Here is a 25,317-nt window from a genome sequence, read left to right on the forward strand (position 1 = left end):
ATAAGCTTTTTGCAGGCATGCCCGGAATGGCAGCCTGCCGAGTTTTCTCTGGGGCAGGTGGGAGTCGTTCGATCAATAGTTTGTGAAGACGATGCTGCCGTCCGCGTGGAGATAGCTCCTGATGGAGCCGGCGGCTTCAGGAAGGCCGGTGGTGCCCGCGAGGTACTCTCGCGTGGTGTTCACACCGTTTTTCCAGAGCTCGAAGTGCAGGTGCGGCCCGGTGCACCTCCCGGAGGCGCCGGAAAGGGCAAGCGTTTCACCGGCACCGACCCGGTCACCGGCCTTCACCATGAGCTGGGAGTTGTGCCCGTACAGGGTGGCAAGCCCTCCATCGTGCTCGACGACGACGAGATTCCCGTAGCCGCCGCGCACGCCGCTGAAGGTTACCGTGCCGTCCGTAATGGCCTTTACCGGCGTCCCGGACGGCACCGCGATATCCACTCCGTTGTGGTGTTTGAGCCCGCCGTCGATGGGGTCGTGGCGCCACCCTACGTTGGAGGTTATGTTGCCGTGCACCGGGAGGATGCGACTCCCTCCACCGGTGGCGTCGCCCTGTCTCCCCTCCCGGGACCGCGGCGCCGGCTTTTCCTTCAGCACGCGTTCCGCACTCCTCGTGGGGGTATTGGTAAAGGTCTCTACCCCGTCGTTCCCCTGGTAGCGGTAAAAGTCCGCCCCGGCCTCCGTGACGGACAGGATGAGCAGGGTGCCCACCAACAACTTCCTCATTATCTGGCTTCCTCCTCTGCGAGTCGCCACATCTTTCTGGCGCCGCCGCTCCCGCACACTCCTGCACGTGTCGTCTTCCGCCCCCTCGCACGTGCAGGCAGGATCTTCTCCCTGCAGTCACATTTCGGGCTGCGCCACTATAAACTTGAAGTCTTTCCCTGACAAGCCCTCTCCGCATTCCCGGTGGCTATAAAATAGGCAGCTGTGTACCCTTTTGCCTATAAAAACGGCATACAATTGTGTGGTTATCTTAATGGCGTGCTTCCGCATCCTGTAAACGGCTGTTTTTGAGGGTATACGGGCCGCGTCATTTGGCCCGATGGAACTGGCAGGCAAATTGCTGAAACAATTGATGACACAAGGGAAACGGCTGTTTGATATTCCTTATTAACCTTGCTTTTTGATTTCAAGCTATCTATAATTCCCCGCGCACTCATAAATCGGACGGAGGTGATCCGCTTTGAAAAAAGTTGAAGCAATAATCAAACCTTTCAAGCTGGACGAAGTAAAGGAGGCTCTGAACGAAATCGGGATTCAGGGCATCACTATCAGTGAGGTAAAAGGTTTCGGGCGTCAGAAAGGGCATACGGAACTGTACCGCGGCGCCGAGTATGTGGTGGACTTCATTCCCAAGATCAAGATGGAAATTATCGTCTCCGACGATACTGTGGCAAAGGTAGTTGAGGTGATCGAGCAGGCGGCAAAAACCGGGCGCATCGGCGACGGCAAAATTTTTGTCACCCCCGTTGAAGAAGTTGTTCGTATCAGAACCGGTGAGCGCGGCGAAGACGCACTGTAGCCCGGGCTGATTTTCAATCATCATTCAAAGGAGAAGGCAGATGACACCAAAACAAGTAGTAGAGTTTGCCAAGGAAAACGGCGTGCTGATGGTCGACTTCAAGTTCCTCGACTTCGTCGGCATCTGGCAGCACTTCACTGTGCCCATGAGCGAGTTCGGCGAAGACACCTTCGAAGAAGGGCAGGGCTTCGACGGCTCCTCGATCCGCGGGTGGCAGCCGATCCATGCCTCCGACATGATCATCATCCCGGACCCGACGACCGCAAAACTCGATCCCTTTACTGCGATCCCGACCCTCTCCCTCATCTGCAATATCTTCGACCCGATCACCAAGGAAGACTACACCCGCGACCCGCGCAACATCGCTCGCAAGGCTGAAGCATACCTGCAGCAGACCGGTTTCGCCGATACCGCATACTTTGGACCGGAAGCCGAATTTTTCATCTTCGACGACGTCCGTTACGACTCCACCGCCAACGCTTCCTTCTACTCGGTCGACTCTTCCGAGGGTGCATGGAACACCGGCCGCGAAGAGTTCCCGAACCTCGGCTACAAGCCGCGCCACAAGGAAGGGTACTTCCCCGTTTCCCCGACCGACTCCCAGAACGATCTCCGCAACGAGATGGTCCTCGAGCTGCAGAAAGTCGGGATCCGCGTCGAGTGCCAGCACCACGAAGTGGCGACCGGCGGCCAGGCAGAGATCGACATGCGCTTCAACTCCCTTGTCGCCATGGCTGACGAGCTGCAGTGGTTCAAGTACATCATCCGCAACGTGGCCAACAGGAACGGCAAGACGGTAACCTTCATGCCGAAGCCGCTTTACGGCGACAACGGCTCCGGTATGCACTGCCACATGTCCCTCTGGAAAGACGGCACCAACCTCTTCGCCGGCGACAAATACGGCGGGCTTTCCCAGATGGCCCTGTACTACATCGGCGGCATCATCAAGCACGCCCGTGCGCTCTGCGCCTTCACCAACCCGACCACCAACTCCTACAAGCGTCTGGTACCGGGCTTCGAGGCTCCGGTGAACATGGCGTACTCCAGCCGTAACCGTTCCGCCTCCCTGCGTATCCCGATGTTCTCCAGCAACCCGAAGGCGAAGCGCATCGAGTACCGTACTCCGGATCCGTCGGCAAACGGCTACCTCGCATTCGCAGCGATGCTGATGGCAGGTCTCGACGGCATTGAGAACAAGATCGATCCGGGCCAGCCGCTGGACAAGGACATCTACGGCCTTTCTCCGGAAGAGCTCGCCAACATCCCGTCCGCTCCGGGGAGCCTCGAGGAGGCTCTGAACGCCCTGAAGGACGACTACGAGTTCCTCCTCAAAGGGGACGTCTTCACCCCCGACGTCATCGAGAAGTGGATCGAGTACAAGATGGAAGCCGAAGTCAATCCGGTCCGCATGCGTCCGGTGCCGCTCGAGTTCCACCTCTACTACGACATCTAGGCCGCACGCGGCAAGAGCAGCATGGAAAAGGCGGGGGCGACCCCGCCTTTTTCTGTATGATTCGGAGGCGTGGCGGCGTCAACCAGAACCGTGCCAAAATGGCTTGAAGGCCCCGAAAAAACCTGCTAATTTGAACGAGTTGTCAACAGCAGGACGCAACTTTTTTGGGGGAAACGGTGCAACACGAAGAGAGGCTGGCAAAGCTTATAGACTGGTTCGAGCGCGCCGCCTTGGCGCACGCTGCGGCCATGGAAGTGATGCACGAGGAGGCGGCCACCCTGCAGGCCGAGCGGCTGGACAGGGTTTTTGCCGCGCTGCTGCGGGAAGACGGGCTCGAGGAGTTTCTCGTCCTCCTGAACAACAAGGAACCGGCGGTTTCAGGGATGGCTGCCGTGTACGGGATGCGCTACGCGCCGAAGCGTTGCACGGCGGTTCTCGCCGCACTCGCCCAGGAGCCGGGGCTCCTCGGTTTCCGTGCTTCCGTGGCGCTGGAGCTGTGGGAGTCGGGTGAATGGCCGCACTAGTGGCAGAAACGCGACCCGGCAGGTGCATGCGGTGGTCGCATTATCTTTATGCAGTAATTTAGAAAAGGGGGAGCAACAGTGTCTGAATTCAACAACGTAACGGTAGTCAGGGAAGCCAACATCTACTTCAACGGCGCGGTAACGAGCCGCACGATCGTCTTTGCCGACGGGAGCAAGAAGACCCTCGGGATCATGATGCCCGGGGAATACACCTTCAACACCGGCGCGCCGGAGCTCATGGAGATCCTCTCCGGCGAACTCGAGGTGCAGCTTCCCGGCTCCAGCGACTGGGCAACGGTCCAAGGGGGCGAGTCCTTCCAGGTGCCGGGGAATTCCAGCTTCACCATGAAGGTGAAAACCGTCTCCGACTACTGCTGCTCTTTCCTCTAATCCTGATAGCCGCCCCTTCTCCTGAACCGTCAGGGGAGGGGGCGCGCAGGGGATGTCAGCTGATTCATCCTGATACGCACTCACTTCGCCTGATGACGACATCAAATAACGAAACCCTCACCATAGGAAGATTTGCGCCATCCCCCACAGGCCCGCTGCACCTGGGGTCCCTGGTCGCCGCGCTCGGCAGCTATCTCATGACGAAGCGCTGCGGCGGGTTATGGCTCCTGCGCATGGAGGATCTCGATCTGCCGCGAGTGGTGGCGGGGGTGGCCGACGACATGCTGGCGACGCTGGAGAGCCTGGGCTTTGAATGGGACGGCGAGATCGTCTATCAAAGCAGGCGCGGCGATTACTATCGGGAGATTGTGGATCGGCTGGTGGAAAGGGAACTGGTCTACCCGTGCGGCTGCAGCAGGACGGAGATTGCGCAGGTGGCCTCTGCCCCCCACGATGCCGCGCTGGTGTACCCGGGAACCTGCCGCAACGGCCTCTCCGCGCATAAAACCGCGCGCGCACTGAGGGTGAGGGTCGCGGACGAGACGGTGACCTTTGCGGACCTGGTGATGGGGGCGAGTGCGCAGGATTTGGGTAGGGAGTGTGGCGACTTCGTGATCCAGCGGGCAGATGGTCCCTTTGCCTACCATCTCGCTGTCGTCGTCGATGATGCGGCTGCCGGAGTGAACCAGGTGGTGCGGGGGGCGGATCTGCTGACTTCCACGCCGCGCCAGATTTACCTGCAGCGTCTACTCGGGCTTCCCACGCCGCAATACGGCCACCTGCCGCTGGTTATCGGAGGCAATGGCGGGAAACTGAGCAAAAGGGAGAACGCGGTCTCTCTGGCAGCCGGGCGAGATCTTCGCAGGGAAGGGGGGAAGCTGCTGGTGTCGGCGCTTCGTTTCCTCGGGCAGAAGCCGCCGGCCGATCTTGAAAGGGGAGCGCCGTCGGAGATCCTGCAATGGGGAGTGGCCAACTTCGATCCCGCCGCAGTCCCCCGCGTCTCCGCTTCATTTCATCTGTAGGGATCACGGTGGCAGGCCTTGGCGCGATGCTTCTTTCGGGAATTGCGGGAACAGTGGAGTATTTGCCACGAAGCACTGCAAGTGAACCGGAGTTCCCCCCTTTGCGAAGGGGGGACAGGGGGGATTTCCCTTAGCCAGGCCATACGGACCAGTTGAAGGGGGCACACATCTACCCCTGATCGAGCCCCGTCGGCGCAGGCGTTTTCGGGGCTGTGGCGGGTGCGGGCGGAACTTCCATTCTCCTGCGGTATCCCTCCTGTATCTGATCATTCATCTCCGTGCCGAGCTGGCGATCCATGTGCCATCTGCGCACCATCGCATCATTCATCCCCTCGCAACCGGAGAGCATTCCGGCTGCTAGGATCAGTAGAGCCACTCTTCTCATTTCCGCTTCCTCCGCTCCTCCACTTCCTGCCACTTGGCAATATCCGCCTCCGTCTCAGGCTTCCACGGGGGAACCGAAGAGGGCTGCCACTCATCGTCCATCGCAACCATGGTGAAGAGCCCGCTTGCGCCGCGGCGTGTGGTCCCTTTCTCCACATTCTCCACTTCCACCTCCACTTCCACCGTCATGGAGGTGCGCCCGACATGGATGATGGTTGCGCGGGAATAGACGACCTCTCCGACAGTGATAGGAGTGTGGAAGGTGATGCGCTCAGCGCACGCCGTCACCACCCGTTTTTTCGCATAGCGCCAGCAGGCGACGCCGGCGGTCTTGTCCATTATGCTCATGATGACGCCGCCGAAGATGTTGCCGTATCCGTTGGTGTCCTTGGGGAGAAGTGTTTCGATAAGCATCCCCTGGCGATTAACCATTCTTACTCTCCTCTGCTTCCTGCGCGATAATCTTCTTCAATTTCTCGATCCCTGCCCGCTCCATCGGCTTCCCCGTTATGGAGCTTATGAACCTGCGGTTTCTCTCTTCGGCAGGATAGACGGAACACTCAATCTCCGTGTCCTCCTGCTCGATGTAAATATGGGTGTACTCCAGAAACTCGTTCCCCTTCCGTATCGGCACCGTCTCCGTCTCGAACGGCATCCCGAGCTCGTCAAGGAGCTCCTCCACATCCTCAACAGAAGGGGGGAAGAGGTGGATGTCGATGTCGCTGCTGCTGGTGACCGCACCGGTGAGAACCGAGCCGACGAGATAGGGCGAGAACCGCTGCAGCATCTCCATGAAGGAGAGGGCGATCAGGCGCAGCCTCAAGAGCCTTTCCGGGTGCTCCTTTTCCTCGTACGTCTCGATGAGGCGTCTCAACTGGGCGTGGATCTCCGCGTTGGAGGGGAGGTGCGAGCCGAGTGAAAGGGTCTTCTCCGGTCCGAAGCGTTTGGCCGCCTTTCGCTTCGCATCGCGGTACTCCCCGACCCCCTCCTCGTACATGAGACGGGCCGCCTCCAGAGCGATGAGGTCACGTATGGAATCCTTCTTTGGCATCGACATCTCCAGCGTTGAAGGGGAGGGGATGGAGAGTATTGCAGCCAGCGCTATATTACGTGATTATCGGAGAAGAGTGAATAAAATCCAGAGGTAGGAAAAAAAGTATTGACTGCAAAAGCGGGCTTTGCTATATATCGGGAGCTTGTTGAGCGGGAATAACTCAGTGGTAGAGTGCAACCTTGCCAAGGTTGAAGTCGCGGGTTCGAATCCCGTTTCCCGCTCCAAAAAAACATCACAGCCAGGCCTTCGGGTCTGGCTTTTTTTGTATTTACTCGCTGTACATTTACTGCCCAAAGGTGTCCTTCTTACTCACCGCAGGTTGGCCTTTGACCAGTAGGCGATACCGCTGATCAGGGAAAATCGCTACAAGCCGCGCCTCCTTGCAGCCACCCACACCTCCTGTGTGGTTATGGCGAGCTGATCCTTCTCACGACACGGCAGGGGACTGGCTCCGCAGGTGCCAGTCCCCCTTTGCCTGACAAAGGGAAGACCGATGCCGTATCACGCTCCTCGTACGCCCTTGGCAGGGTTAAATGGCGCAAGCAACTAAACATTCAATGAAAGTGGTTAAAGAGCTAAAGAGAGTGAAGACTAAAGAATTTTGGCGAGAAGTTAGCTACTGGTCTGCGATAAAGTGGTCTGGTGGATTAAAACAGCCAATACGGTCAGAAGACTGGTTACCCATATTGACATCTTTGGCCATAGGTGTGTTCCTCCTGCTTGGACTGTTGTTGCTGAAAGACATTCTCAGATAAATCCGTCAATCTCTACTTTTCCAAAAAAATTGGGATTTGGAACGTCTGCGAAACTACCGCCACATTCTTAAGTTTGTGGGCGTTTTCAATATCAGTGCTCTATCTGAAATATTGATTTCGGGGAGCCAACCTATCCGCATATTGTTGCTTAACGAGACAGCATAATCTGATTTCTGCTGTACTGTGTTTGACTTTAGACACGCTGAAGGTTCAGGTGCTCTCTGTAATGTGTTAACTTTTTGTGGTTTTTCAGCTGTTTCTTGTACCCCTGGAACCTCACAGCCAGGCCTTTCGGTCTCGCTTTTTTGGTTTGCACGTCAAGATCTTCCTGCCCTACAGTTCCCTCCTGTCAGACCACAGACACCACCGTTGTTTTGCCGTGACGGGGGGGAGAGTGGCTCTGCAGGTGCCAGTCCACAAGATGCTGCACATTAAATGGTGCCTGTCCCCCTCGTACGCCTGTCCCTCTCGTACGCCCTCCGTTTCCACCGCTTTCGGCGATGATGACGAGCCGCAGGCTCGCACCGTGCGGAAGAGGCTTCAGCACGCCTTGTATGGCCTAGCGGCAAGTCTGAATTTTCCTATCTCTCAATAGGATTGGTCCGAGAGAGCTCGTTTGGTAAACGTGTAGACGCACCCCTCGCCTCCGCGCTACGGGCATGGAAGGTGGCGCGGCCGCTGTGGCGGAAACTATTTCTTTTCCAGAAGCTCCGGATAAGGCCAGCCGGCTACACCCTTTTCCAGGATGTGGAGCCGGTCCTCGCCGATTCCCTGCTCCAGCAGGTACTGGTAGGCGTTCCTGGAGCCCACCTCGCCGCGGGGGCAGACGATGACCACGTCAGCTTTGGTGGTGGCTACTATGTCGAGTGCTGGGTCTAGGCGCTTTTTTTCCTCTTCAGTCTTGGCGGGGTAGGCGTTCGTTTCAATGGAGCCCTTGAAGTGGTGCTGGGCATACTCCTCGGGGGATTGCAGGTCCACTATGTGCACCTCCCTCCCGCTATTCAGCCACCCCTTAAAGCTGGCCGGCTCCAGGTAATTGGCTGCATCAGCTGCTGTTTCCCCCCCTTGCAACAGGACCCCTACCAGCCCTCTGGTGAAGTCGTTGATTACCGAGTAGTGTACTTCCACGCCGTCGCGGGTGCCGCGGATGATGCCCTTGTTCTTAAGCAGTGTGAGGTGCTGGGAGACCGTAGCCTGCGGAAGCCCCAGGCATTCCCAGATATGTTTGACGTTGCAGGCCTGGTAACAGAGGCCGGTAACGATCTTCAGCCTGATGGGGTGCCCGAGGACCTTCAGGATTTCCGCTTCCTCAGTAAGTTCAATGCTCTTGTCGAATTCCAACATTTACCTCCCGATATATATTGAAAATGCCGACGTTATAGGCGAAGTAGGTCACTCTGTCAATGAAAACCTAAGGCAATTGGTAAAGATTGCCTGCTCGTGCCGGACGACGAGGTCTGCAATAACAAAGTGCCAGAGCGGACAAAAGGAAGGGCAGTGCGAGGATAGGGTCAGGCGAGGATAGGGTCAGGCGAGGATAGGGTCATGCCTTGCATTTGGGTATTTGGCGCCGATGCGGTTGCAGCGGCGGTTGGCGCAGGTGTCGCGGAAGGAGAAATCGATAAGGCGTCATCTTCACAAGGGCTAGCTCAGTCAGCTAGCCCTTGTTGAATCCAGGGCGACTCTTCGGCGCCTTCGGCAAGACTTTTCAGGATCACTCCCTCCAGATTCATCCTGATGAGGTGCCCGACAGGTTGCCGGCTACCCGCGGAGGGGTGATACCCGCAGCCGCGTCCAGCAGAGCTGAAGATGGGGCTTGATCACTTCCACCGGTTGAGCATCAGAATGACGGGCAGGATGACTCGCGCCCCCTCTACTACGGCATTGCGGGGGCTGCCAGCTACCTTCACCTCTATGCCGGTACGCCCGGCAAGGTAATCCCTCACGCCGGGAATGAGCGCTCCGCCTCCGGTGAGGCAGATGCCGCTCTCTATCACTTCACACCCCACATGGTCCGGCAGGCTCCTCAGAAAAAGATCTACTGTGTCGGCGATCTCTGCCAGAACGGGGAACTCTGCGACGGCAACGGCTGCAGCGTCCGAATCGCAGCCCGCAACGGCGACGCCGCTGGAGCGGCCGGAACACCGTGATTGACGCGCGCGCATGCGGGCGCACCCGATCCTTACCGCAGCGGTGGCATATACCTTACTGGCACGTATCACCGCGCAGTCGGTGACTCCTTCACCGATGTCGATTACCATCTGCGCATAGGGGGAGGAAACGTCGACGCCTGCTCCGATGGCGGCGGCAAGCGGCTCGGGAATTACCGATACCGAGGCGGCTCCGGCTCCCATTATCGACTCCGTCAGCAACTGCCGTTCCTCACTGCTCGCGTCGCTCGGCGCACAGGCAAGCACCCACGGCTTTATCACGCCGAAAGAACGTGCCTTTTCCAATAGAGGCTTCAGTATTTGTGACATTGCCTCGGCGTTGACCACAACCCCCCCGCTCAGTGCCGGCTCCGACCCGAGGCGCGAAGGCTTCTCGATGGCAGGGGACCCCCCTATGGCAATGCGTGTCGTTGCGGTGCCGACATCGAGCGCTACGTGCTGTCGCCACTGTTCCGAGTGCAGCATATATATCTATCCTCCCTGGAGCTCATCCGTCGGCTGCAAAGGTGGTGCGGTCACTCACCCGGCCTCGCCAGACTTCATATGCGCACCGTCTTGTAGAGAAAATTCTTGAACTTGAAGAACTTCCGGCGCTCTGCGGGATCTCCCTCTATGTCCCCCGTCGTCGCTTTCAGGTGCCTGGCAATCTGCGGCATAGTGCGCCCGGCTTCCAACCGGGACCTTTCGATTACCAGCCCGACCACGTCCCGCGAGATCCGGTTTTTCGAGTACGGCTCATACACCGCCTCCCAGAAATCCATTCCCGACCTGATCTGCGCCACGATGTCATCGGCCACCCGGTTTTGCAGCCGGGTATGCGAGTTTTCCTGCTGCTCGTTTGCTGCCTGCCCGATTGCGCGGCGGATGTCCTCCTCGGTGATCACCTCTCCCGAGCGGAAGAAAAGAGCTCGCAGCAGGATACTGCGCAGCTCGCGGACGTTTCCCTCGTACCAGTGGTTCACCAGGGCACCCTTGGCACCTTCGCTCAGCACCGGCGTCTCCTGCTCCGGATCGTCTTTTCCGCGGTAGGTGCGGTGCAGCTTGCCGAGAAAGTGTACGGCGAGGTCGGGGATGTCCTCCTTGCGCTCGCTCAGTGGCGGTATCGTCACCGATAGCTCGGAAAGTCTCTGATAGAGGTCCTCCCGGAATCGCCCGGCCTTGATCTCTTCCTGCAGGTTCTTGTTCGTTGCCGCCACCAGCAGCACCCGGCCGTAACGCTCCGCGCTCTCCCCGAGCCGTATGAAGCCGCCGTTGTCGAGAAAGCGCAGCAACTGGACCTGTGTCTTCGGATCGGCATCGCCGATCTCGTCCAGAAAGACGACTCCCCCCTGCGCTTCCTCGAGAATACCCCTGCGGTCGCTGTAGGCCCCCGTGAACGCCCCCTTCTTGTGGCCGAAGAGTTCCGAGTAGGTAAGCTCCCCGCTGTAGGCGGCGATGTTCATCTTTCGGACCGGAAGCTCGACGCCGGCATTCACCCGCTCACGGTACATCTCCGTAAGCTTGTTGTAGAGGTTGTTGAAAAAGAACTCCTTCCCCGACCCGGTCGGCCCGAGGACGAGGACGGAGGGGAGGCCGATAGTCGCCTCCTGCCAGGCGGCGGTTCTCCAGAAGAGGATCCGGTTCAGAAGAGGGGCGGAAACGGTGTTGATGAAATCGACCACCTCCTGCGCCTTCCTGCTGTTGCCGATGATGTTCCCCAGACGATAGGAGGAGACGGTCGGGTCCTTGTAGGCGACGTCACTGGTCAGGCGCGCGACCTGGCTTTGCAGGGTCTCGATCTGCTGAATGTCCGCAATATGGCGGGAAGTGAGGCTCTCGATGATCTGCAGGATGCGTTTGTGCTCCTCGGAAAAATATCCTTCTCGCAGCGAATTCAGGCAGATTACCCCGAGCACCATGTCGTCGCAGATGATGGGAACCGCGATCTCGCTCCTGATGAGTTCGCTGGTGGTGTAGTGGAAGCCCTCTCCCGTGATCTCCGCCTTTATGTCCGAGATGATCTTCGGATCCTTTGACCAGGCGACGTATCCGGTCAGACTCCTCTGCGCAACCGGGAGCTCATGCCCCCCGACGCGGAACGCGGGGATCTTTTTCTTCACCCACTCCTTGTTCTTCGCCCCGACGATCGTCCCGTTCTCCTCTTCAACCACCAGCCACTTCTCTCCGTCCCGCTCCTGCACCATGGCGATGCTCCCGGTGTCGGCGCCGATCAGCTTCGTTGCCTTGGAGAGCACCTTCTCGAGGAAGGTCGGGAGATTGGACTTTCGCTCCCTGAGAAGATCGGTGATCTCGGCGAAGACCCGAACTTCCAGGTGCTCGTCGCCGATCTCGCGAATGACGCGCTCCACCATCTCCGCGTGAGTCTGGAGGATACCGGCCTCGAACTCGGTAAAGCTGCTGTTCTCCCTGGAGTAGTAATTGACCAGGCAGATGACCTTCCTGGTGTCCGGGTCGTAGCGGGGGACCATGTACAGCGAGCGGAGAAACATCTTCTCCGTGAGCGCCCGTTTCTGCAGCACCTGCTGGGTGAGGTTGGGGATGAAAACCGGCTCCAGCAGGGTGTCGTTATTGATGTAGCCGTCGTCCCCGATGTACTGGGAGACAAGGGACCTCCCCCTCCCCAGCTTGATCGCCCCGAGGTCGTCGTAGAGGGCCTTCAGCCGGGGGTCGGCGGAGTAGCTGGCAAGGATCTCCATCCGTTTCCTGCCATGACTTCCGATGGTGGGAACGAGCACGGAGGCAAGGGAAAGACGATCGATGAGCCGCACCGCCGACTTCACCATGAACGCGGCAGCCTCCCTTTTCTTGTACTCCTCCACACGGCGGGTCAAAAGGATCTGCTGATTGTACTTCCGTGCCTCATCTACCTTGTCGGCGATGGAAACGAGGAAACGAAGGAGCGCCTCGGAATTGGGGTCGGTCGCAAAAGCGCCCGGGGCTTCCTCGTCGAGGCAGACCACACCGATCGACCTCCCCCTGTTGACGAGTGGGTATTGGCAGGTCGAGCCGATGGCGCAGTTCCGGTCCAGCCGCATGTCCAGTGAAAGCCCGGAGCTCGCCGTATCGGAGACCATCCGCGGCGCCTGCGTGGCAAAGACCGTGGAGACGAGTGAGCTCCTGGAGACGATCGGGAAGGTTGTTCCCATGATCTCTTCCCCATGCGGACCGGCGACATAGCAGCAGGAGAGCGCGCCCCCCGTGACGTCCTCGAGGTAGATCCTGATTCTGCCGCGACCGGAAATTGCCTGAATACCTTCGGCGGCGGTGAAGACGATCTCTTCCAGGTTTTCCTTGCCAAACCTCGCGATCTTTTTCTGAAGCTGGTGCAGCGTCGCCTCGGTCGTGGTCATACAGATCCTCTGTCCCGCTCCGCGGCGTGCACGAAAGCGACCCGCAGGGGTGCCTCGTGCACCTTCCTCGCAGCGACAAGGGTGAAGTTCACCTGAGACAGGTGCTGGACCAGATGGAGAGGCTCGCCGGTCACCGAATACCCCTGGAAGACGACGAGGTTCGCCGGAGCAAACCTGACCTCTGCTGCGTGGAGTTCCCCCTGTGCCCCGCATGGCGCGACACGGATTGCCACCTCATGTTCCTGATCGAGAGAAGCCTGAAAGTTCTCGATCGATGACTGCAGTGCACGGCGGACCTGCCCCGCTTCGTACAGTGCGGTGTTCAACTGGCCGAAGCGGTGGCTTTCCGGGGTGAGGGGAGTTGAAGCATGGTACTCAGTCATCGATGACCCTCCTACATAGTTCACGAGATTGCCGGCTAAGTGGATTGTGGCTCAGCGCTGTGTACCGTGTCAACATGGTGAACGTGAAAGAAGTCTCAGTTTGCCCCTCCTGCGACGCTTCATTTGAAAAGCCTGCATTTTCGCGATCTTTGACGGGTGGTAAGGGGAGGGTGCGGGCACCACGACGTACCGCGTGGAGGGAGGTGTGTGCACAGCGTACACAGTCTCTGAATAGCTTTCAAACTCAGAAAGTGGGTTCGGGTGGGCCTTTGAAAAAAAAATTTACCTATCCGGAAATTCTGGATATACCCGCTTCGCAAATCCGAGGAGAAGCCCCCTCTGTGCGGTGCCTCCCCGGGAAGAGTGTGTTACCTCAATACTCGACGGAGTTGATCATGCACAAGATCCTTTTGAAGGAGATGCTGGCGGAGCGCACCTGGCACATGCGTCTTCACGCACCGCTGGTGGCGCGCAAGTGCGAGCCGGGACAGTTTCTCATGCTGCGCATCCGCGAAAACGGGGAGCGCATCCCCCTTACCATCGCCGACTGGGACAGAAACGCCGGCACCATCGACATCTACTTCCAGGAGCTGGGCGCCACGACGCACCTGCTGGCGACCCTTTCGGTTGGGGACTCCGTAAGGGACGTGGTCGGTCCGCTCGGAAATCCTTCCGAGATAGAAAAAGTGCCCGGCACCTTTGTCATGGTCGGAGGGGGATTCGGCATTGCGGCCGGATACCCTGTGGCGCGCGGGTTCAAGGAGGCCGGCAACCGCGTGGTTGCGGTGCTGGGCGCGAGGACGAAGGATCTTCTCATCTGTGAAGAGATGCTGAAAGCGGTATGCGACGAGGTACTGGTGGCCACCAACGACGGCAGCTACGGAACACAGGGGGTCGTCTCCGATGTGCTGCGCACCCTTCTGGAGCGCGGGGAGGATATCAGCCTCGTTTTCCCAGTGGGGCCCCCGATCATGATGAAGATCATCTCGGGGATGACGCGCCCGCTGGGCATAAAGACGGTCGTTTCCCTCAACTCCGTCATGGTGGACGGCACCGGCATGTGCGGCTCCTGCAGGGTGACGGTCGGGGGAAAGACCCGGTTCGTCTGCTCGGAGGGGATCGACTTCGACGGCCACGAGGTGGATTGGGACGAGATGATGTCCCGCCAGAAGATGTACGGGACGCAGGAGTCGGAGGCCCTCAGCAATTATCACCACAACGGGGCGTGCATGGGAGGGAGTCTATGAGAGAGCTCACCGTCGCCGAACGCTGTGCCATCCCGAGGCACTCGATGCCCCACCAGGACCCCCGTGAGCGGGTCGGCAACTTCGACGAAGTGGCACTCGGGTGGGACGCTGAAACCGCGGTAAAAGAGGCGCAGCGCTGCCTTCTGTGCCGGAAGCCGCAGTGCGTCGCGAGCTGCCCGGCGGAAATAGACATTCCCGGCTTCATCGCCGAAACGGCGCGTGGGAACTTCCGCGAGGCCTCAACGATTCTGAGGGAGAGCTCCGCCCTCCCCGCGGTCTGCGGGCGCGTCTGCCCCCAGGAAACGCAGTGCGAGCAGCTCTGCGTGCTGGGGAAAAAACACGAGCCCGTGGCGATAGGGCGCCTGGAGCGCTTCGTCAGCGACTACGCTCTGCGCTCGGATGTCCCGCTTCCGGCCCTCCCCCCCTCCACCGGTAAAAAGGTCGCCGTGGTGGGCGCGGGCCCCGCAGGCATTACCGTCGCGGGCGATCTCGTAAAGCTCGGGCACGAGGTTACCCTCTTCGAGGCGCTGCACATGCCGGGGGGAGTCCTCGTGTACGGCATCCCGGAATTCCGGCTCCCGAAGGAGATCGTGCGGCAGGAAGTCGATCTGATCCGCAGTCTCGGGGTGAGACTCGTGACCAACTTCGTGGTCGGGCGCACCGCGACGGTGGACGAGCTCCTCGAGGAACACGATGCCGTCTTTCTCGGGAACGGGGCCGGAGCCCCGTCCTTTCTCGGCATTCCCGGGGAGAACCTGAACGGGGTCTACTCCGCCAGCGAGTACCTGACACGGTGCAACCTCATGAGGGCGAACGACTTCCCGCGCAATGCCACACCGGTGGCCGGCGGGAGAAAGGTGGTTGTCCTCGGGGGAGGCAACGTCGCCATGGACGCCGTGAGGGTGGCCCTGCGGCTGGGGGCGGACGAGGCGTCGATACTGTACCGCAGAAGCCGCAACGAGCTCCCCGCCCGTCTCGAGGAGATCGAGAACGCCGAGGAGGAGGGGGTAAAGTTCTCTTTCCTGGCGAACCCGGTCCGCATCGTCGGCGGTGAGCACAACTGTGTCACCGGCGTGGAGTGCGTGCGCATGGAGCTGGGAGAGCCTGATTCCTCCGGTCGCCGCCGCCCCATACCGGTAGCAGGGTCCGAGTTCGTCATCGAGGCGGACACCGTTGTCGTGGCGATCGGGCAGAACGCGAACCCTATCGTGGCCTCCACTGCTACCGGCGTGGAGACCGACAGGCGCGGCTACTTCAAGGCCGACGCGGAAGGAAGAACAACAAAACCCGGCGTCTTTGCCGGGGGGGACATAGTTACCGGAGCCGCAACGGTGATCCTTGCCATAGGGGCGGGGAAAAAGGCGGCGCGGGCCATGCACGAGTATCTTCTGGACTCGCGCTGGCCTGACTTTGCCGAAGCATGAGCCGGCTGGAACCAGCCAAGCCCAATAACGTAGCACTGCTACGATTCAACCTCAAAGAGGAGGCCGCATGTCGTACGTCGAGTCTGTACTGAATTCCGTGGTAGCAAGAAACCCCAACGAGCCTGAGTTCCACCAGGCCGTCAAGGAGGTGCTGGAGTCCCTGGAGCCGGTTTTCAAGCGCTTCCACAAATATGAGGATCAGCGTATCCTCGAGCGCATCACCGAGCCGGAGCGGGTGATCATGTTCCGGGTGCCCTGGGTCGACGACAAGGGGCAGATCCATGTGAACAAGGGGTACCGCGTCGAGTTCAACAGCGCCATCGGCGCCTACAAGGGGGGGCTGCGCTTCCATCCGTCGGTGAACCTGGGGGTGCTGAAGTTCCTCGGCTTCGAGCAGGTCTTCAAGAACTCCCTGACCACCCTCCCGATGGGGGGCGGCAAAGGCGGGTCCGACTTCGACCCGAAAGGGAAGTCCGACAACGAGGTGATGCGCTTTTGCCAGTCCTTCATGACCGAGCTGTACCGTCACATCGGCCCGGTCACCGACGTGCCCGCCGGGGATATCGGGGTAGGGGGGCGCGAGATCGGCTACCTCTTCGGGCAGTACAAGAGGCTGAAAAACGAGTTCACCGGTGTGCTCACCGGGAAGGCGCTCGGCTGGGGCGGGTCCCTCATCCGTCCGGAGGCGACCGGCTACGGTGCCGTCTACTTCGCACAGGAGATGCTGGCCGCGCAGGGGCGCTCCATCGAGGGGATGACCTGCGTGGTCTCCGGATCGGGGAACGTCGCCCAGTACACCGTGCAGAAGCTTCTGGAGCTCGGCGCGAAGCCGGTCTCCCTCTCCGATTCCCACGGCACCATCCACGACCCGGAGGGGATCACCCTGGAGAAACTCCAGTATGTGTTCGAGCTGAAAAACGTGCGCCGCGGCCGTATCTCCGAGTACCAGCTCAAGTTCCCCGGCTCCAGGTACCTTGCCGACGCCCGCCCGTGGGGGATCCCCTGCGACTGTGCTTTCCCGAGCGCCACGCAAAACGAGATCTCCGGCGCCGACGCTAGCGCGCTGGTGAAGAACGGCTGCCAGCTGGTGAGCGAAGGGGCGAACATGCCGAGCGATCCCAATGCGGTGGACTGCTTCCTGCAGAACAAGGTCCTCTACGGGCCGGGAAAAGCGGCCAATGCGGGGGGCGTGGCGACTTCCGGGCTGGAGATGTCCCAGAACGCGCAGTTCATGAGCTGGTCGCGCGAGGAAGTCGATGCGAAACTGAAGACGATCATGAAGAACATCCACCACAACGCATACACCACCGCCGCCGAGTTCGGGTGCCCCGGCAACTATGTGGTGGGCGCCAACATCGCGGGCTTCCTGAAGGTCGCCAACGCGATGATCGATCAGGGGGTCGTATAGCAGCACCAGCGGCGGTGATACGTCGCCGCCGGCGAAAGAACATTCAGTGAATCAGATGGAGGCGCCGACGTGAGGTCGGTGCCTCTTTTTTGCTTACCTTTGGGCGGCGAATCAGTATACTGCGGCTGAGAAGACTTGTTCAGAGAGGGAGCGTATGCACGGCTATCAGACTGCTTTCACCACAGGGTTGCCCGGACTGGACGGCGCCCTGAAGGGGATCCTCGCGGGGGACAACATCGTGTGGCAGGTGGATGCCATCGAGGATTACCAGGCGCTGGTGACCCCGTTTGTCGAAGCCGGAGTCGGCAGCGGCAGGAAGGTGGTGTACTTCCGCTTCGCCAGCCACCCCCCGTTGGTGCAGGGGGAGAGCGGGGTGATGAGGGTGGACCTCGATGCGAACGAGGGGTTCGAGACCTTCATCTCTCTCGTTCACGAGACGCTGGAAAATGTCGGCAGAGGCGCGCTCTACGTCTTTGACTCACTTTCGGAACTTGCCGCCGACTGGTATTCCGACCAGATGCTCGGCAACTTTTTCATGCTCACCTGTCCCTACCTCTTCGACCTCGAGACGGTGGCGTACTTCGCCCTCTTCCGGAACCATCACTCATCCCTCGCGCTGAACCCGATCGTGGAGACGACCCAGCTCTTTCTCGACGTCTTCCGGCACCGCGACACCCGCTACATCTACCCGATGAAGGTCCACCTGCGCTATTCGCCGACCATGAACATGCTGCACGAGTGGAGGGACGAGGAGTTCCGCCCGGTAACCGCGAGCTCCGTCATTAGTTCGATCCTTACCTCCACGACGTGGTCGGGACTGAATGCCGACATGCGTCCGGGGATCTGGCAGCGCGCGTTCGAGGAGGCGGAGGAATTTCTGGACGAGGTCAAAAGGGGGAGGGTCTCACCGGAAAAGGAAGAGGAGATGTTCAGGCGCCTCTCCAGGATGATGATATCCCGTGACCCGGTCATGCTGAAGCTCATCTCGCGGTACCTGAGCCTGGAGGACCTGATAGAGATCCGCCACAGGATGATCGGGACCGGGCTGGTGGGGGGGAAGACAGTCGGCATGCTCCTGGCGCGGCGGATTCTGCAGAAGCATTCCGAGCGTCTGGCACGGCTGCTGGAAGCGCATGATTCTTTCTACATCGGCTCGGACGTCTTCTACACCTTCCTCGTTTGCAACGGCGCGTGGTGGGTGCGGGAGAAGCAGAGAAATCCCGAGACATTCCTCGAGGGCTCCGAACTGGCGCGGCAGCGGATCCTTACCGGGAAGTTCCCGGAATACATGGTGAAGCAGTTCGAGCAGATGCTCGACTACTTTGGGCAGGCACCGATCATCGTGCGCTCCAGCTCCCTTCTCGAGGACAACTTCGGCAATCCCTTCGCCGGGAAGTACGAAACCATTTTTTGCCCCAATCAGGGGCCACGGGAACGGAGGCTGGAGGATCTTATCTCGGCGATGCGCACCATCTACGCCAGCAGCATGAGCGAGAAGGCGCTGCGCTACAGACGGGAGAAAGGGCTCCTGGAGCAGGACGAGCAGATGGCCCTGCTGGTGATGCGCGTCTCTGGAGCGGCCCACGGCAGATATTTCTATCCCCACGCCGCCGGCGTCGCCTTCTCCTACAACCCGTATGTGTGGAACGAAAACATCGACCCTGCGGCAGGAGTGATGAGGCTTGTCTTCGGGCTCGGAACCCGGGCGGTCGATCGCTCCGACGATGATTACACCCGCGTGGTCGCGCTGAACGCCCCGGCGCAACGTCCTGAAACCAATTTCGAGGAGGTGCGGCAGTATGCCCAAAGGAGGGTCGATTTCCTCGATCTCGACGCCAACCGCCTCGTTTCCGGCCACTTCCTCGATGTCATTGCGGTGAGCCCCGACGTTCCGGTGCGCCTTTTTGCCTCCACCGACGACGGCGCGAACTGGAGCATGGAGAATGCGAACCGCCCGACCTACGTCCTCACATTCGACAAGCTCCTGGAAACGACGGGCTTTGTCGAGGACATCAGGGAGATACTCCGGGTCCTGCACGAAGCGTACGACCACGCAATCGACGTGGAATTCACCCTCAACTTCCTGGAGTACGACGACTACCGCATTCACGTGGTCCAGTGCCGACCCCTCCCCGTAAAGGGGATCGATACGACTGCGCCTGTTCCCATGGATGCTCCGGAGGAGAATCGTGTCATCTCCGCTTGCGGGGCTGTCATCGGCCACAGCCGTCACCTCAGGATGGACAGATTCATCTACGTGGTGCCGGAGGTGTACTCCTCGATGACGATGCAGGAACGGTACGAGGTGGCAAGGCTGATCGGCCGCCTGAACCAGACGATCTCTCCGCAGCAGGAAAACGTCATGTTGATGGGGCCGGGACGTTGGGGCACCAGTTGTCCCTCGCTGGGGGTTCCGGTGACCTTTTCGGATATCAGCCGCAGCGCCGTCCTGTGCGAGATCGTGGCGATGCGGGAGCACCTTGCCCCCGACGTCTCGCTCGGCACGCACTTTCTGAACGAGCTGATCGAAATGGATATGCTCTATCTGGCGCTCTTTCCGCGCAGAGGGGGGAACTTCCTGCGTGAGGAGTTTTTCAAGGAGTTGCCGAACCGGCTGCTGGAATACGTCCCGGGCGAGGACCGCTGGGCTGGAGCAGTACGGGTTGTGCACGCCGCCGACATCGCCGGAGGGGGGAATGCCTTGTACCTCTCAGCTGATGCTTTGAAACAGAAGGTGATCTGCTACCGCACGGCGTGACCTCACCTGGCCGCGCACCGTTTTGCCGGGGGCGGGCGCAGGAGGCGTTCCATTCCCGTACCGCTGGCTCCCCCTCCCTCAACCGTTGCTGCCGGTGTCGCAGGGGAGGGGAAGAATCAGTCTACTGCTGTACACCCACTGCCGCTACTCCAGCCCCTAGGAGTAATCCGCCTTTGGGGGCGGGGAGGCCGTCGGTGATCACCTGGATCACCTCTTCGGCCGGTACCGGCGGGCTGAAGTAGTAGCCTTGCATGATCGTGCAGTCATTTTCCTGGAGGAATTCCCGCTGCTCCTCTGTTTCCACCCCCTCGGCGATGACGCCGAGCCGCAGGCTCTTGGCCATGGAGATGATGGTGCTGGTGATGGTGGCGCTGTCCGCGTCGTGGCTGACTTCGTTCACGAAGGAGCGGTCGATTTTCAGGGTGTCGATCGGAAAACGCTTCAGGTAGCTCAGCGATGAGTAGCCGGTGCCGAAATCGTCGATGGAGATGGTGAGCCCCAACTCTCTCAGGCTGTGGAGGGTGGCGATCACCTCTTCGCTCTTCTGCATGAAAACCCCTTCGGTAAGTTCCAGCTCGAGCAGCTCCCCTTCAATCCCGGCCTCGGCGAGGCTTCTCATCATCACTCCCACAAGATTCATCCTGATGAGGTGATGCCCCGACAGGTTCACCGCTACCCGCGGAGGGGTGATCCCCAGGTTCAGCCACGTCTTGATCTGCCGGCATACCGCGGCTACCACCCACTCGTCGATCGCCACCACCTGCCCGATTTCCTCAGCAAAGGGGATGAACTTCGCCGGGGAGATGAACCCGAGTTCCGGGCTCTGCCACCGGATCAGTGCCTCGAGCCCGACCACCTCCCCCTTCGCCGCGTCCACCTGCGGCTGGTAGTGGATGGTGAACTCCTCGTTTGCCAGCGCCTTTCTCAGCTGCTGTTCCAGTACGAGCCTTTCCAGCGCGGCGTCGTTCATCGCCTGCGTGAAAAACTGCAGGTTGTTCCGACCTTCCTTCTTCGCGTGATACATGGCGGCATCGGCGTTTTTCACCAGCGCCCCCGAATCGTTACCGTCATCGGGATAGATGCTGATGCCGATACTTGCGGAGATGCAGATCTCCACCTCGCCCAGCGAAAACGGCTCGGCCACCGCCTTCAATATTCGCCGGGCAACGGTGGTTACGTGCTGCACCCCTCCTATGTCCTGCAGGATGACGGTGAACTCGTCCCCCCCCAGGCGCGCTATGGTGCTGTTGCCCCGGCTTCCCTCCAGGGCGCAGTTGCGGGACACGAGGTCGTACCCTCTCAGGCACTGCTGCAGGCGGCCGGCTATCCCCTTCAGGAGGTCGTCCCCTGCCGCATGGCCGAGGGTGTCGTTTATCTCCTTGAATCGGTCGAGGTCGAGGAACATCACCGCCACCTTCCTGCGGTGCCGGGCCGCAAAGGCGATGGCGCGCTCCAGCTGGTCGTGGAAAAGGAGGCGGTTCGGGAGCCCCGTGATGCTGTCGAAGTAGGCGAGGGAGCGAATCTGTTCCTCGGTCCGCTTTCGTTCGGTGATGTCCTGGACCGTTCCGGCTATCTTCGTTGCACGCCCGTGCGCGTCGTAAAAAACCTCTCCTTCCGTATGGCAGAAGCGTACGTCCCCGTTTGGTAGGACGATGCGGTTGTCGACGCTGAGGATCCTGTTGCCGGAAAGTGCGCGGTCCATCGCCCGCTGGAACGACTCCTTGTCGGAGGGGTGAATGGTATCGATGAAGGACTGGTAGGTGACCTCGAAGCCGGCGGGGTTGATGCCGAAGATCAGGTACACCTCCTTTGACCAGTACAGCTTGTCGCGCTGCAAGGCCCACTCCCACACCCCCATGCGGGCGATGCGGTGCGCCTTGCTGAGCCGGGACTCGCTGACCCGCAGGTCCTGGATCGCCCTGTTGGACCGGAGAATGTAACGCACGCGGTGGCAGAGAACCGGCCAGGAGATCGGCTTGGTGATGAAATCGGTGGCGCCCGCCTCGTACGCTTCGTTGATCGCTTCCGTGTCGTCGAGCCCCGTCATCATGAGTATGGGGGTGTCGCTCCCGACCGGCAGTTGCCGGATCGCGCTGCAGATGGAGAAGCCGTCGAGTCCGGGCAGCATCACGTCGAGCAGGATGATGTCGGGCTGCAGCCTTTCGAAGTCCTCCAGCCCCTGGCGACCGTCTTCCGCCTCGGCGATGCTGAAGCCGGCCTGTTCCAGGGCGGCGCACGCCAGCTGGCGCACCGCGGCATCGTCATGGACCACCAGTATCAACGCTTCCGCATGTTCTGCGGGGTGAGCTCCGCTGTCGTTCATGGCAATCTCCTCGGTTAAGACTTCGGCGGCAGGGGAGGGCAGTTGCAGAAGGATTCCTCTTGCGCCCCAGAAGCCCTGTCGTTTCAGATGTTGCACTGTGCGCTGAGGGGGGGAGGTTCGGAAACTTCAGGCACTTCCTCCCTTTTCGGGTTTAGATGTGTGAACTTTAATAATGTCTTCATCAGGCTTCGCCGCTGCCGCCTTTGACAGGTGTCGTGCCACGTCTTTGGTCGCGCTGAACCCCATCCCCCTCCCGTCCTCCCCCTTGGGCTCATCCGAATTCCGGGGAAGCAGTAGTATGTTCCAATCAAGGGCCGTACGAGGCGTCGCGTCCCCCCCTTTGCGAAGGCTCATCCGGGAATTCCGGGGACAGCCGGTCGGACGTCCCCTCCCCCCTTGCGGGGGAGGGACAGGGTGGGGGGGAAGGTGCCACCATTTCAGCCACATAGCAGCTTCACCCACCCCCTGTCCCCCTCCCGTCAAGGGAGGGGGGATTTTCCTGACGCTGGCTCCCCGGAATTTCCGGAAGAACCTTTGCGAAGGGGGGCAGGGGGGATTTGACTTGGCCAGAACGGTCCTGCAAAGTGCGCAACTGCTGTGATCTCAAGCAATTTCTCTGATTGCAGTTGCAAGAATTGGCGGGGCCTATGTCGTTGATCTTTAGACTGCCCCAGCATTGCAGTTCCACGACCGAGATGTACTGTTAGACGGGCTGCGGTTCTGGAGGGAGACTTGAAGATCAAATCCCCCCTGCCCCCCCTTCGCAAAGGGGGGAACGTCAGGCCTTCTGCAGTGCTTCGTGGCAATGTACTCACGCTCCCCCGGAATTTCCTGATGGACCCCTTGAAAGAAGAGGGGCGTGCTGCCGGGGGGTGAAGTATTTCGGTGACCTGGGATGGAGGTGGATTCTCATGAAGGTACACGCTCATTCTTTCGGCTGGAGGAGCCGGTCCCGTCCAAGTGTGGATCCTACTAAAGGTCTTTATTTTATTACGTATATGTGGTATTGAGGGGGCTCTGTGCCTGAGAGGGCGCCAGCATGCGTACACTTGTGGTCGTCTCCGCTTTCCAGCTGTCACGCGACGGCGGTGATCCGTTAATGCACGATACTAAAAATGGAGGGTCCAGGATGAAGAGATCGGTATGGTTGCTATCGGCGCTGTTTGTTATGGGATGTATTACCGGGTGCAATGAAAAGGGCGTGAAGATCGGCGTCTCGGCGCCCATCTCCGGCGATATCGCTGCCTTGGGACAGTCCACCAAGAATGCGGTCCTCCTGGCGCAGGAGGAGATCAACGCCAAGGGCGGGATCAACGTCGGCGGAAAGATGCAGAAGGTCACCTTCATCATCGAGGATGACGAGAACAAGCCCGAAGCGGCGGCCACCGTCTTCCAGAAGCTGATCAACCAGGACAAGGTCGTGGCGATCATCGGCTCCCAGTCCAGCAAATGTTCCAACGCCGGCGCTCCCATCGCCGAGGCAGCAGGGATTCCCCAGATTTCCCCCTGGTCCACCAACCCCAACGTGACCAGCGGGAAGCAGTTCGTTTTCCGCGCCTGCTTCATCGACCCGTACCAGGGTAAGGTCGTGGCAGGGTTTGCGCGCGACAAGATGAAAGCGGCTACCGCGGCGGTTCTCTATGACGTAGCCAGCGATTACAACAAGGGAATTGCCGAAGTCTTCCGCGACGAGTTCGCCAAAAGTGGCGGGAAGGTCGTCGGCTTCGAAACCTACAACACCAACGACAAGGATTTCTCGGCGCAGCTCAGCAAGATCAAAGGCGCGACCCCGGATGTCCTCTTCCTTCCGAACTACTTCAACGACGTGCCGCTTCAGATCCAGCAGGCCCGCAAGCTCGGCATGACCTGCAAGGTCGTCGGAAGCGACGGCTGGGATAACCAGGAGCTGATCAAGATGGGCGGCAAGGACATGGAAGGTGCCTACTTCACCAACCACTACTCCCCGGATGTGGATCGCCCGGCCTCCAAGGCCTTTATCGCGAAGTACACCAAGAAGTTCAACTCCCAGGTCGACGCCGCAGCCGCCCTGACCTACGACTCGGTCTACCTGCTCGTGAATGCCATCGAGAAGGCCGGGAAGGCCGATCCGAAGGCGATCAGGGACGCCATTGCCTCCACGAAGAACTTCGAGGGCGCAACCGGCGCTATCAGCTTCAGCGGCTCCGGTGACCCGACGAAGGGCGCCGTCATCATCCGTATCTCCAACGGCAAGTTTGTCTTCGACAGCGCGGTGAATTAGTGATCGAGACCGCAATTCAGCAGATTTTCAATGCCGCGCAACTGGGGGCGGTCTATGCTCTGATCGCCCTTGGCTACACTATGGTGTACGGAACGATCCGCCTCATCAATTTCGCTCACGGCGACATCTTCATGCTCGGCGGGTTCATCGGCTTTCTTCTGGTGACCCTGATTCCGGGGCTGCCGGTGGCGGTCATGATCCCGCTCGCCATGCTTCTGACCGCGATGGTGGGGGTCCTCATCGAGAGGGCCGCCTACCGCAAGCTCCGCGGTGCCCAGAGGATGTCTCTGGTCATCACTGCGCTGGGGGTGGGGATCTTCCTGGAAAACCTCGTGCGGATCCTGGTCGGTCCCCAGGCCCGCCAGATTCCGGCGCAGCTCCCCAACAAGGTGCTGAAGCTCGCCAACGGCGTCGTCATAACGGAAGACAAGCTCCTGATCATCGTGATTTCGCTTCTTCTGATGGTTATCCTCTGGATCTTCGTGAACAAGACCCTTATCGGGACGGCCATGCGGGCAGTTGCCGACAACAGGGACGCGGTCCAGCTCATGGGGATCAACCTCAACCTCATCATCGCTACCACCTTTGCCGTCGGCTCGGCGCTCGCCGCAGCCGGCGGCATCTTCTTCGGCCAGGCCTACTCCATCGACCCGTACATGGGGATCGATCTCGGGTGGAAAGCGTTCATCGCCGCGGTTATCGGCGGGATCGGCTCCATCGAAGGGGCGGTGATCGGTTCTTTCCTTCTGGCCGGCGTCGAGGTCGTCACCGTCGCCTATCTTTCCTCCAATCTGAAAAACGGCATCGCCTTCGGCCTCCTTATCATCCTCCTTCTGATACGGCCCAACGGGATCATGGGTAGGGCCGAACTGAAAAAGGTATGAAA

20 protein-coding genes, 1 tRNA gene and 1 pseudogene are annotated in these 25,317 nt (G+C 60.0%); 12 read left to right on the top strand and 10 right to left on the bottom strand.

Annotated elements, in window-relative coordinates; all coding sequences use genetic code 11:
• Positions 1 to 72 precede the first annotated feature (72 nt).
• On the bottom strand, positions 73 to 726 hold the full coding sequence (locus LPW11_RS15395) for a M23 family metallopeptidase (RefSeq protein WP_230994760.1): 654 nt from the start codon (positions 724 to 726) through the stop codon (positions 73 to 75).
• Between the two features lie 460 nt (positions 727 to 1,186).
• Between LPW11_RS15395 and LPW11_RS15400 the strand changes: the two genes are divergently transcribed.
• From LPW11_RS15400 to gluQRS, 5 genes are all read left to right on the top strand, one after another.
• A complete protein-coding gene (locus tag LPW11_RS15400) occupies positions 1,187 to 1,525 on the top strand; it encodes a P-II family nitrogen regulator (protein WP_230994761.1) in 339 nt (112 codons plus the stop codon).
• Between the two features lie 40 nt (positions 1,526 to 1,565).
• Positions 1,566 to 2,978, top strand: a complete 1,413-nt coding sequence (gene glnA / locus LPW11_RS15405; protein ID WP_230994762.1) for a type I glutamate--ammonia ligase — start codon at positions 1,566 to 1,568, stop codon at positions 2,976 to 2,978.
• A 176-nt stretch (positions 2,979 to 3,154) separates the two neighbouring features.
• The gene (locus LPW11_RS15410) at positions 3,155 to 3,502 is read left to right on the top strand and encodes a hypothetical protein (protein WP_230994763.1); all 348 of its coding nucleotides are present in this window, start codon (positions 3,155 to 3,157) and stop codon (positions 3,500 to 3,502) included.
• Positions 3,503 to 3,580: 78 nt separating this feature from the next.
• Positions 3,581 to 3,892: a pyrimidine/purine nucleoside phosphorylase gene (ppnP, locus tag LPW11_RS15415; protein ID WP_230994764.1), complete on the top strand. Its 312-nt coding sequence runs from the start codon at positions 3,581 to 3,583 to the stop codon at positions 3,890 to 3,892.
• An 89-nt stretch (positions 3,893 to 3,981) separates the two neighbouring features.
• Positions 3,982 to 4,914 carry a tRNA glutamyl-Q(34) synthetase GluQRS gene (gene gluQRS, locus LPW11_RS15420; RefSeq protein WP_442899825.1) on the top strand — a complete coding sequence of 311 codons (933 nt, stop codon included), beginning with the start codon at positions 3,982 to 3,984 and terminating at the stop codon, positions 4,912 to 4,914.
• Positions 4,915 to 5,083: 169 nt separating this feature from the next.
• On the opposite strand, the gene LPW11_RS15425 is transcribed toward gluQRS, so the two are convergent.
• From LPW11_RS15425 to LPW11_RS15435, 3 genes are read right to left on the bottom strand one after another with little or no spacing between them, the layout of a single operon-like run.
• A complete protein-coding gene (locus tag LPW11_RS15425) occupies positions 5,084 to 5,299 on the bottom strand; it encodes a hypothetical protein (protein ID WP_230994766.1) in 216 nt (71 codons plus the stop codon).
• The gene (locus LPW11_RS15430; protein ID WP_230994767.1) at positions 5,296 to 5,730 is read right to left on the bottom strand and encodes an acyl-CoA thioesterase; all 435 of its coding nucleotides are present in this window, start codon (positions 5,728 to 5,730) and stop codon (positions 5,296 to 5,298) included. The genes LPW11_RS15425 and LPW11_RS15430 overlap by 4 nt, the downstream gene beginning before the upstream one ends.
• The gene (locus LPW11_RS15435; RefSeq protein ID WP_230994768.1) at positions 5,723 to 6,349 is read right to left on the bottom strand and encodes a hypothetical protein; all 627 of its coding nucleotides are present in this window, start codon (positions 6,347 to 6,349) and stop codon (positions 5,723 to 5,725) included. Before LPW11_RS15435 ends, LPW11_RS15430 begins: the two co-directional genes overlap by 8 nt.
• A gap of 152 nt (positions 6,350 to 6,501) precedes the next feature.
• Between LPW11_RS15435 and LPW11_RS15440 the strand changes: the two genes are divergently transcribed.
• Positions 6,502 to 6,576, top strand: a tRNA-Gly gene (locus LPW11_RS15440).
• Between the two features lie 1,221 nt (positions 6,577 to 7,797).
• On the opposite strand, the gene LPW11_RS15445 is transcribed toward LPW11_RS15440, so the two are convergent.
• The 5 genes and pseudogenes from LPW11_RS15445 to LPW11_RS15465 all read right to left on the bottom strand — a co-directional run bounded on the left by LPW11_RS15445 (position 7,798) and on the right by LPW11_RS15465 (position 13,011).
• On the bottom strand, positions 7,798 to 8,178 hold the full coding sequence (locus tag LPW11_RS15445) for a rhodanese-like domain-containing protein (protein WP_442899826.1): 381 nt from the start codon (positions 8,176 to 8,178) through the stop codon (positions 7,798 to 7,800).
• A pseudogene (locus LPW11_RS15450) lies at positions 8,179 to 8,448 on the bottom strand (ArsR/SmtB family transcription factor); the annotation flags it as partial.
• Positions 8,449 to 8,927: 479 nt separating this feature from the next.
• Positions 8,928 to 9,743 (bottom strand): rod shape-determining protein, encoded by an 816-nt coding sequence (locus tag LPW11_RS15455; protein ID WP_230994769.1) that lies wholly within the window; start codon positions 9,741 to 9,743, stop codon positions 8,928 to 8,930.
• Positions 9,744 to 9,817: 74 nt separating this feature from the next.
• Positions 9,818 to 12,628, bottom strand: a complete 2,811-nt coding sequence (locus tag LPW11_RS15460) for a GPMC system transcriptional regulator (RefSeq protein WP_230994770.1) — start codon at positions 12,626 to 12,628, stop codon at positions 9,818 to 9,820.
• Positions 12,625 to 13,011: a DUF6173 family protein gene (locus LPW11_RS15465; RefSeq protein ID WP_230994771.1), complete on the bottom strand. Its 387-nt coding sequence runs from the start codon at positions 13,009 to 13,011 to the stop codon at positions 12,625 to 12,627. The genes LPW11_RS15460 and LPW11_RS15465 overlap by 4 nt, the downstream gene beginning before the upstream one ends.
• A gap of 395 nt (positions 13,012 to 13,406) precedes the next feature.
• Between LPW11_RS15465 and LPW11_RS15470 the strand changes: the two genes are divergently transcribed.
• The 4 genes from LPW11_RS15470 to LPW11_RS15485 all read left to right on the top strand — a co-directional run bounded on the left by LPW11_RS15470 (position 13,407) and on the right by LPW11_RS15485 (position 19,848).
• The gene (locus LPW11_RS15470) at positions 13,407 to 14,258 is read left to right on the top strand and encodes a sulfide/dihydroorotate dehydrogenase-like FAD/NAD-binding protein (RefSeq protein WP_230994772.1); all 852 of its coding nucleotides are present in this window, start codon (positions 13,407 to 13,409) and stop codon (positions 14,256 to 14,258) included.
• Entirely contained in the window at positions 14,255 to 15,682 is a 1,428-nt protein-coding gene (gene gltA, locus LPW11_RS15475) for an NADPH-dependent glutamate synthase (protein ID WP_230994773.1), read from the top strand. Before LPW11_RS15470 ends, gltA begins: the two co-directional genes overlap by 4 nt.
• Positions 15,683 to 15,749: 67 nt before the next feature.
• Positions 15,750 to 17,090, top strand: coding sequence for an NADP-specific glutamate dehydrogenase (gdhA, locus tag LPW11_RS15480; protein ID WP_230994774.1), 1,341 nt, complete (start codon positions 15,750 to 15,752; stop codon positions 17,088 to 17,090).
• Positions 17,091 to 17,244: 154 nt separating this feature from the next.
• Entirely contained in the window at positions 17,245 to 19,848 is a 2,604-nt protein-coding gene (locus LPW11_RS15485; RefSeq protein ID WP_230994775.1) for a PEP/pyruvate-binding domain-containing protein, read from the top strand.
• A 121-nt stretch (positions 19,849 to 19,969) separates the two neighbouring features.
• On the opposite strand, the gene LPW11_RS15490 is transcribed toward LPW11_RS15485, so the two are convergent.
• Complete coding sequence (locus LPW11_RS15490) at positions 19,970 to 22,171, bottom strand: putative bifunctional diguanylate cyclase/phosphodiesterase (protein WP_230994776.1); 2,202 nt, start codon at positions 22,169 to 22,171, stop codon at positions 19,970 to 19,972.
• A 1,129-nt stretch (positions 22,172 to 23,300) separates the two neighbouring features.
• Here LPW11_RS15490 and LPW11_RS15495 point away from each other — a divergent pair.
• Together LPW11_RS15495 and LPW11_RS15500 are read left to right on the top strand one after the other, a co-directional pair.
• Positions 23,301 to 24,431, top strand: coding sequence for an ABC transporter substrate-binding protein (locus tag LPW11_RS15495; RefSeq protein ID WP_230994777.1), 1,131 nt, complete (start codon positions 23,301 to 23,303; stop codon positions 24,429 to 24,431).
• Positions 24,431 to 25,315 carry a branched-chain amino acid ABC transporter permease gene (locus tag LPW11_RS15500; RefSeq protein WP_230994778.1) on the top strand — a complete coding sequence of 295 codons (885 nt, stop codon included), beginning with the start codon at positions 24,431 to 24,433 and terminating at the stop codon, positions 25,313 to 25,315. Before LPW11_RS15495 ends, LPW11_RS15500 begins: the two co-directional genes overlap by 1 nt.
• Positions 25,316 to 25,317: the final 2 nt, after the last annotated feature.

It is taken from the genome of Geomonas sp. RF6 (assembly GCF_021044625.1).
In the GTDB taxonomy this organism is placed as follows: Bacteria; Desulfobacterota; Desulfuromonadia; order Geobacterales; family Geobacteraceae; genus RF6.

Excerpts from the sequence above, each read along its gene's own strand:
- LPW11_RS15395 (WP_230994760.1), bottom strand. The coding sequence starts at position 726 with ATGAGGAAGTTGTTGGTGGGCACCCTGCTCATCCTGTCCGTCACGGAG.
- glnA (WP_230994762.1), top strand. The coding sequence starts at position 1,566 with ATGACACCAAAACAAGTAGTAGAGTTTGCCAAGGAAAACGGCGTGCTG.
- LPW11_RS15425 (WP_230994766.1), bottom strand. The coding sequence starts at position 5,299 with ATGAGAAGAGTGGCTCTACTGATCCTAGCAGCCGGAATGCTCTCCGGT.
- LPW11_RS15430 (WP_230994767.1), bottom strand. The coding sequence starts at position 5,730 with ATGGTTAATCGCCAGGGGATGCTTATCGAAACACTTCTCCCCAAGGAC.
- LPW11_RS15435 (WP_230994768.1), bottom strand. The coding sequence starts at position 6,349 with ATGCCAAAGAAGGATTCCATACGTGACCTCATCGCTCTGGAGGCGGCC.
- LPW11_RS15455 (WP_230994769.1), bottom strand. The coding sequence starts at position 9,743 with ATGCTGCACTCGGAACAGTGGCGACAGCACGTAGCGCTCGATGTCGGC.
- LPW11_RS15460 (WP_230994770.1), bottom strand. The coding sequence starts at position 12,628 with ATGACCACGACCGAGGCGACGCTGCACCAGCTTCAGAAAAAGATCGCG.
- LPW11_RS15465 (WP_230994771.1), bottom strand. The coding sequence starts at position 13,011 with ATGACTGAGTACCATGCTTCAACTCCCCTCACCCCGGAAAGCCACCGC.
- LPW11_RS15470 (WP_230994772.1), top strand. The coding sequence starts at position 13,407 with ATGCACAAGATCCTTTTGAAGGAGATGCTGGCGGAGCGCACCTGGCAC.
- gltA (WP_230994773.1), top strand. The coding sequence starts at position 14,255 with ATGAGAGAGCTCACCGTCGCCGAACGCTGTGCCATCCCGAGGCACTCG.
- gdhA (WP_230994774.1), top strand. The coding sequence starts at position 15,750 with ATGTCGTACGTCGAGTCTGTACTGAATTCCGTGGTAGCAAGAAACCCC.
- LPW11_RS15485 (WP_230994775.1), top strand. The coding sequence starts at position 17,245 with ATGCACGGCTATCAGACTGCTTTCACCACAGGGTTGCCCGGACTGGAC.
- LPW11_RS15490 (WP_230994776.1), bottom strand. The coding sequence starts at position 22,171 with ATGAACGACAGCGGAGCTCACCCCGCAGAACATGCGGAAGCGTTGATA.
- LPW11_RS15495 (WP_230994777.1), top strand. The coding sequence starts at position 23,301 with ATGAAGAGATCGGTATGGTTGCTATCGGCGCTGTTTGTTATGGGATGT.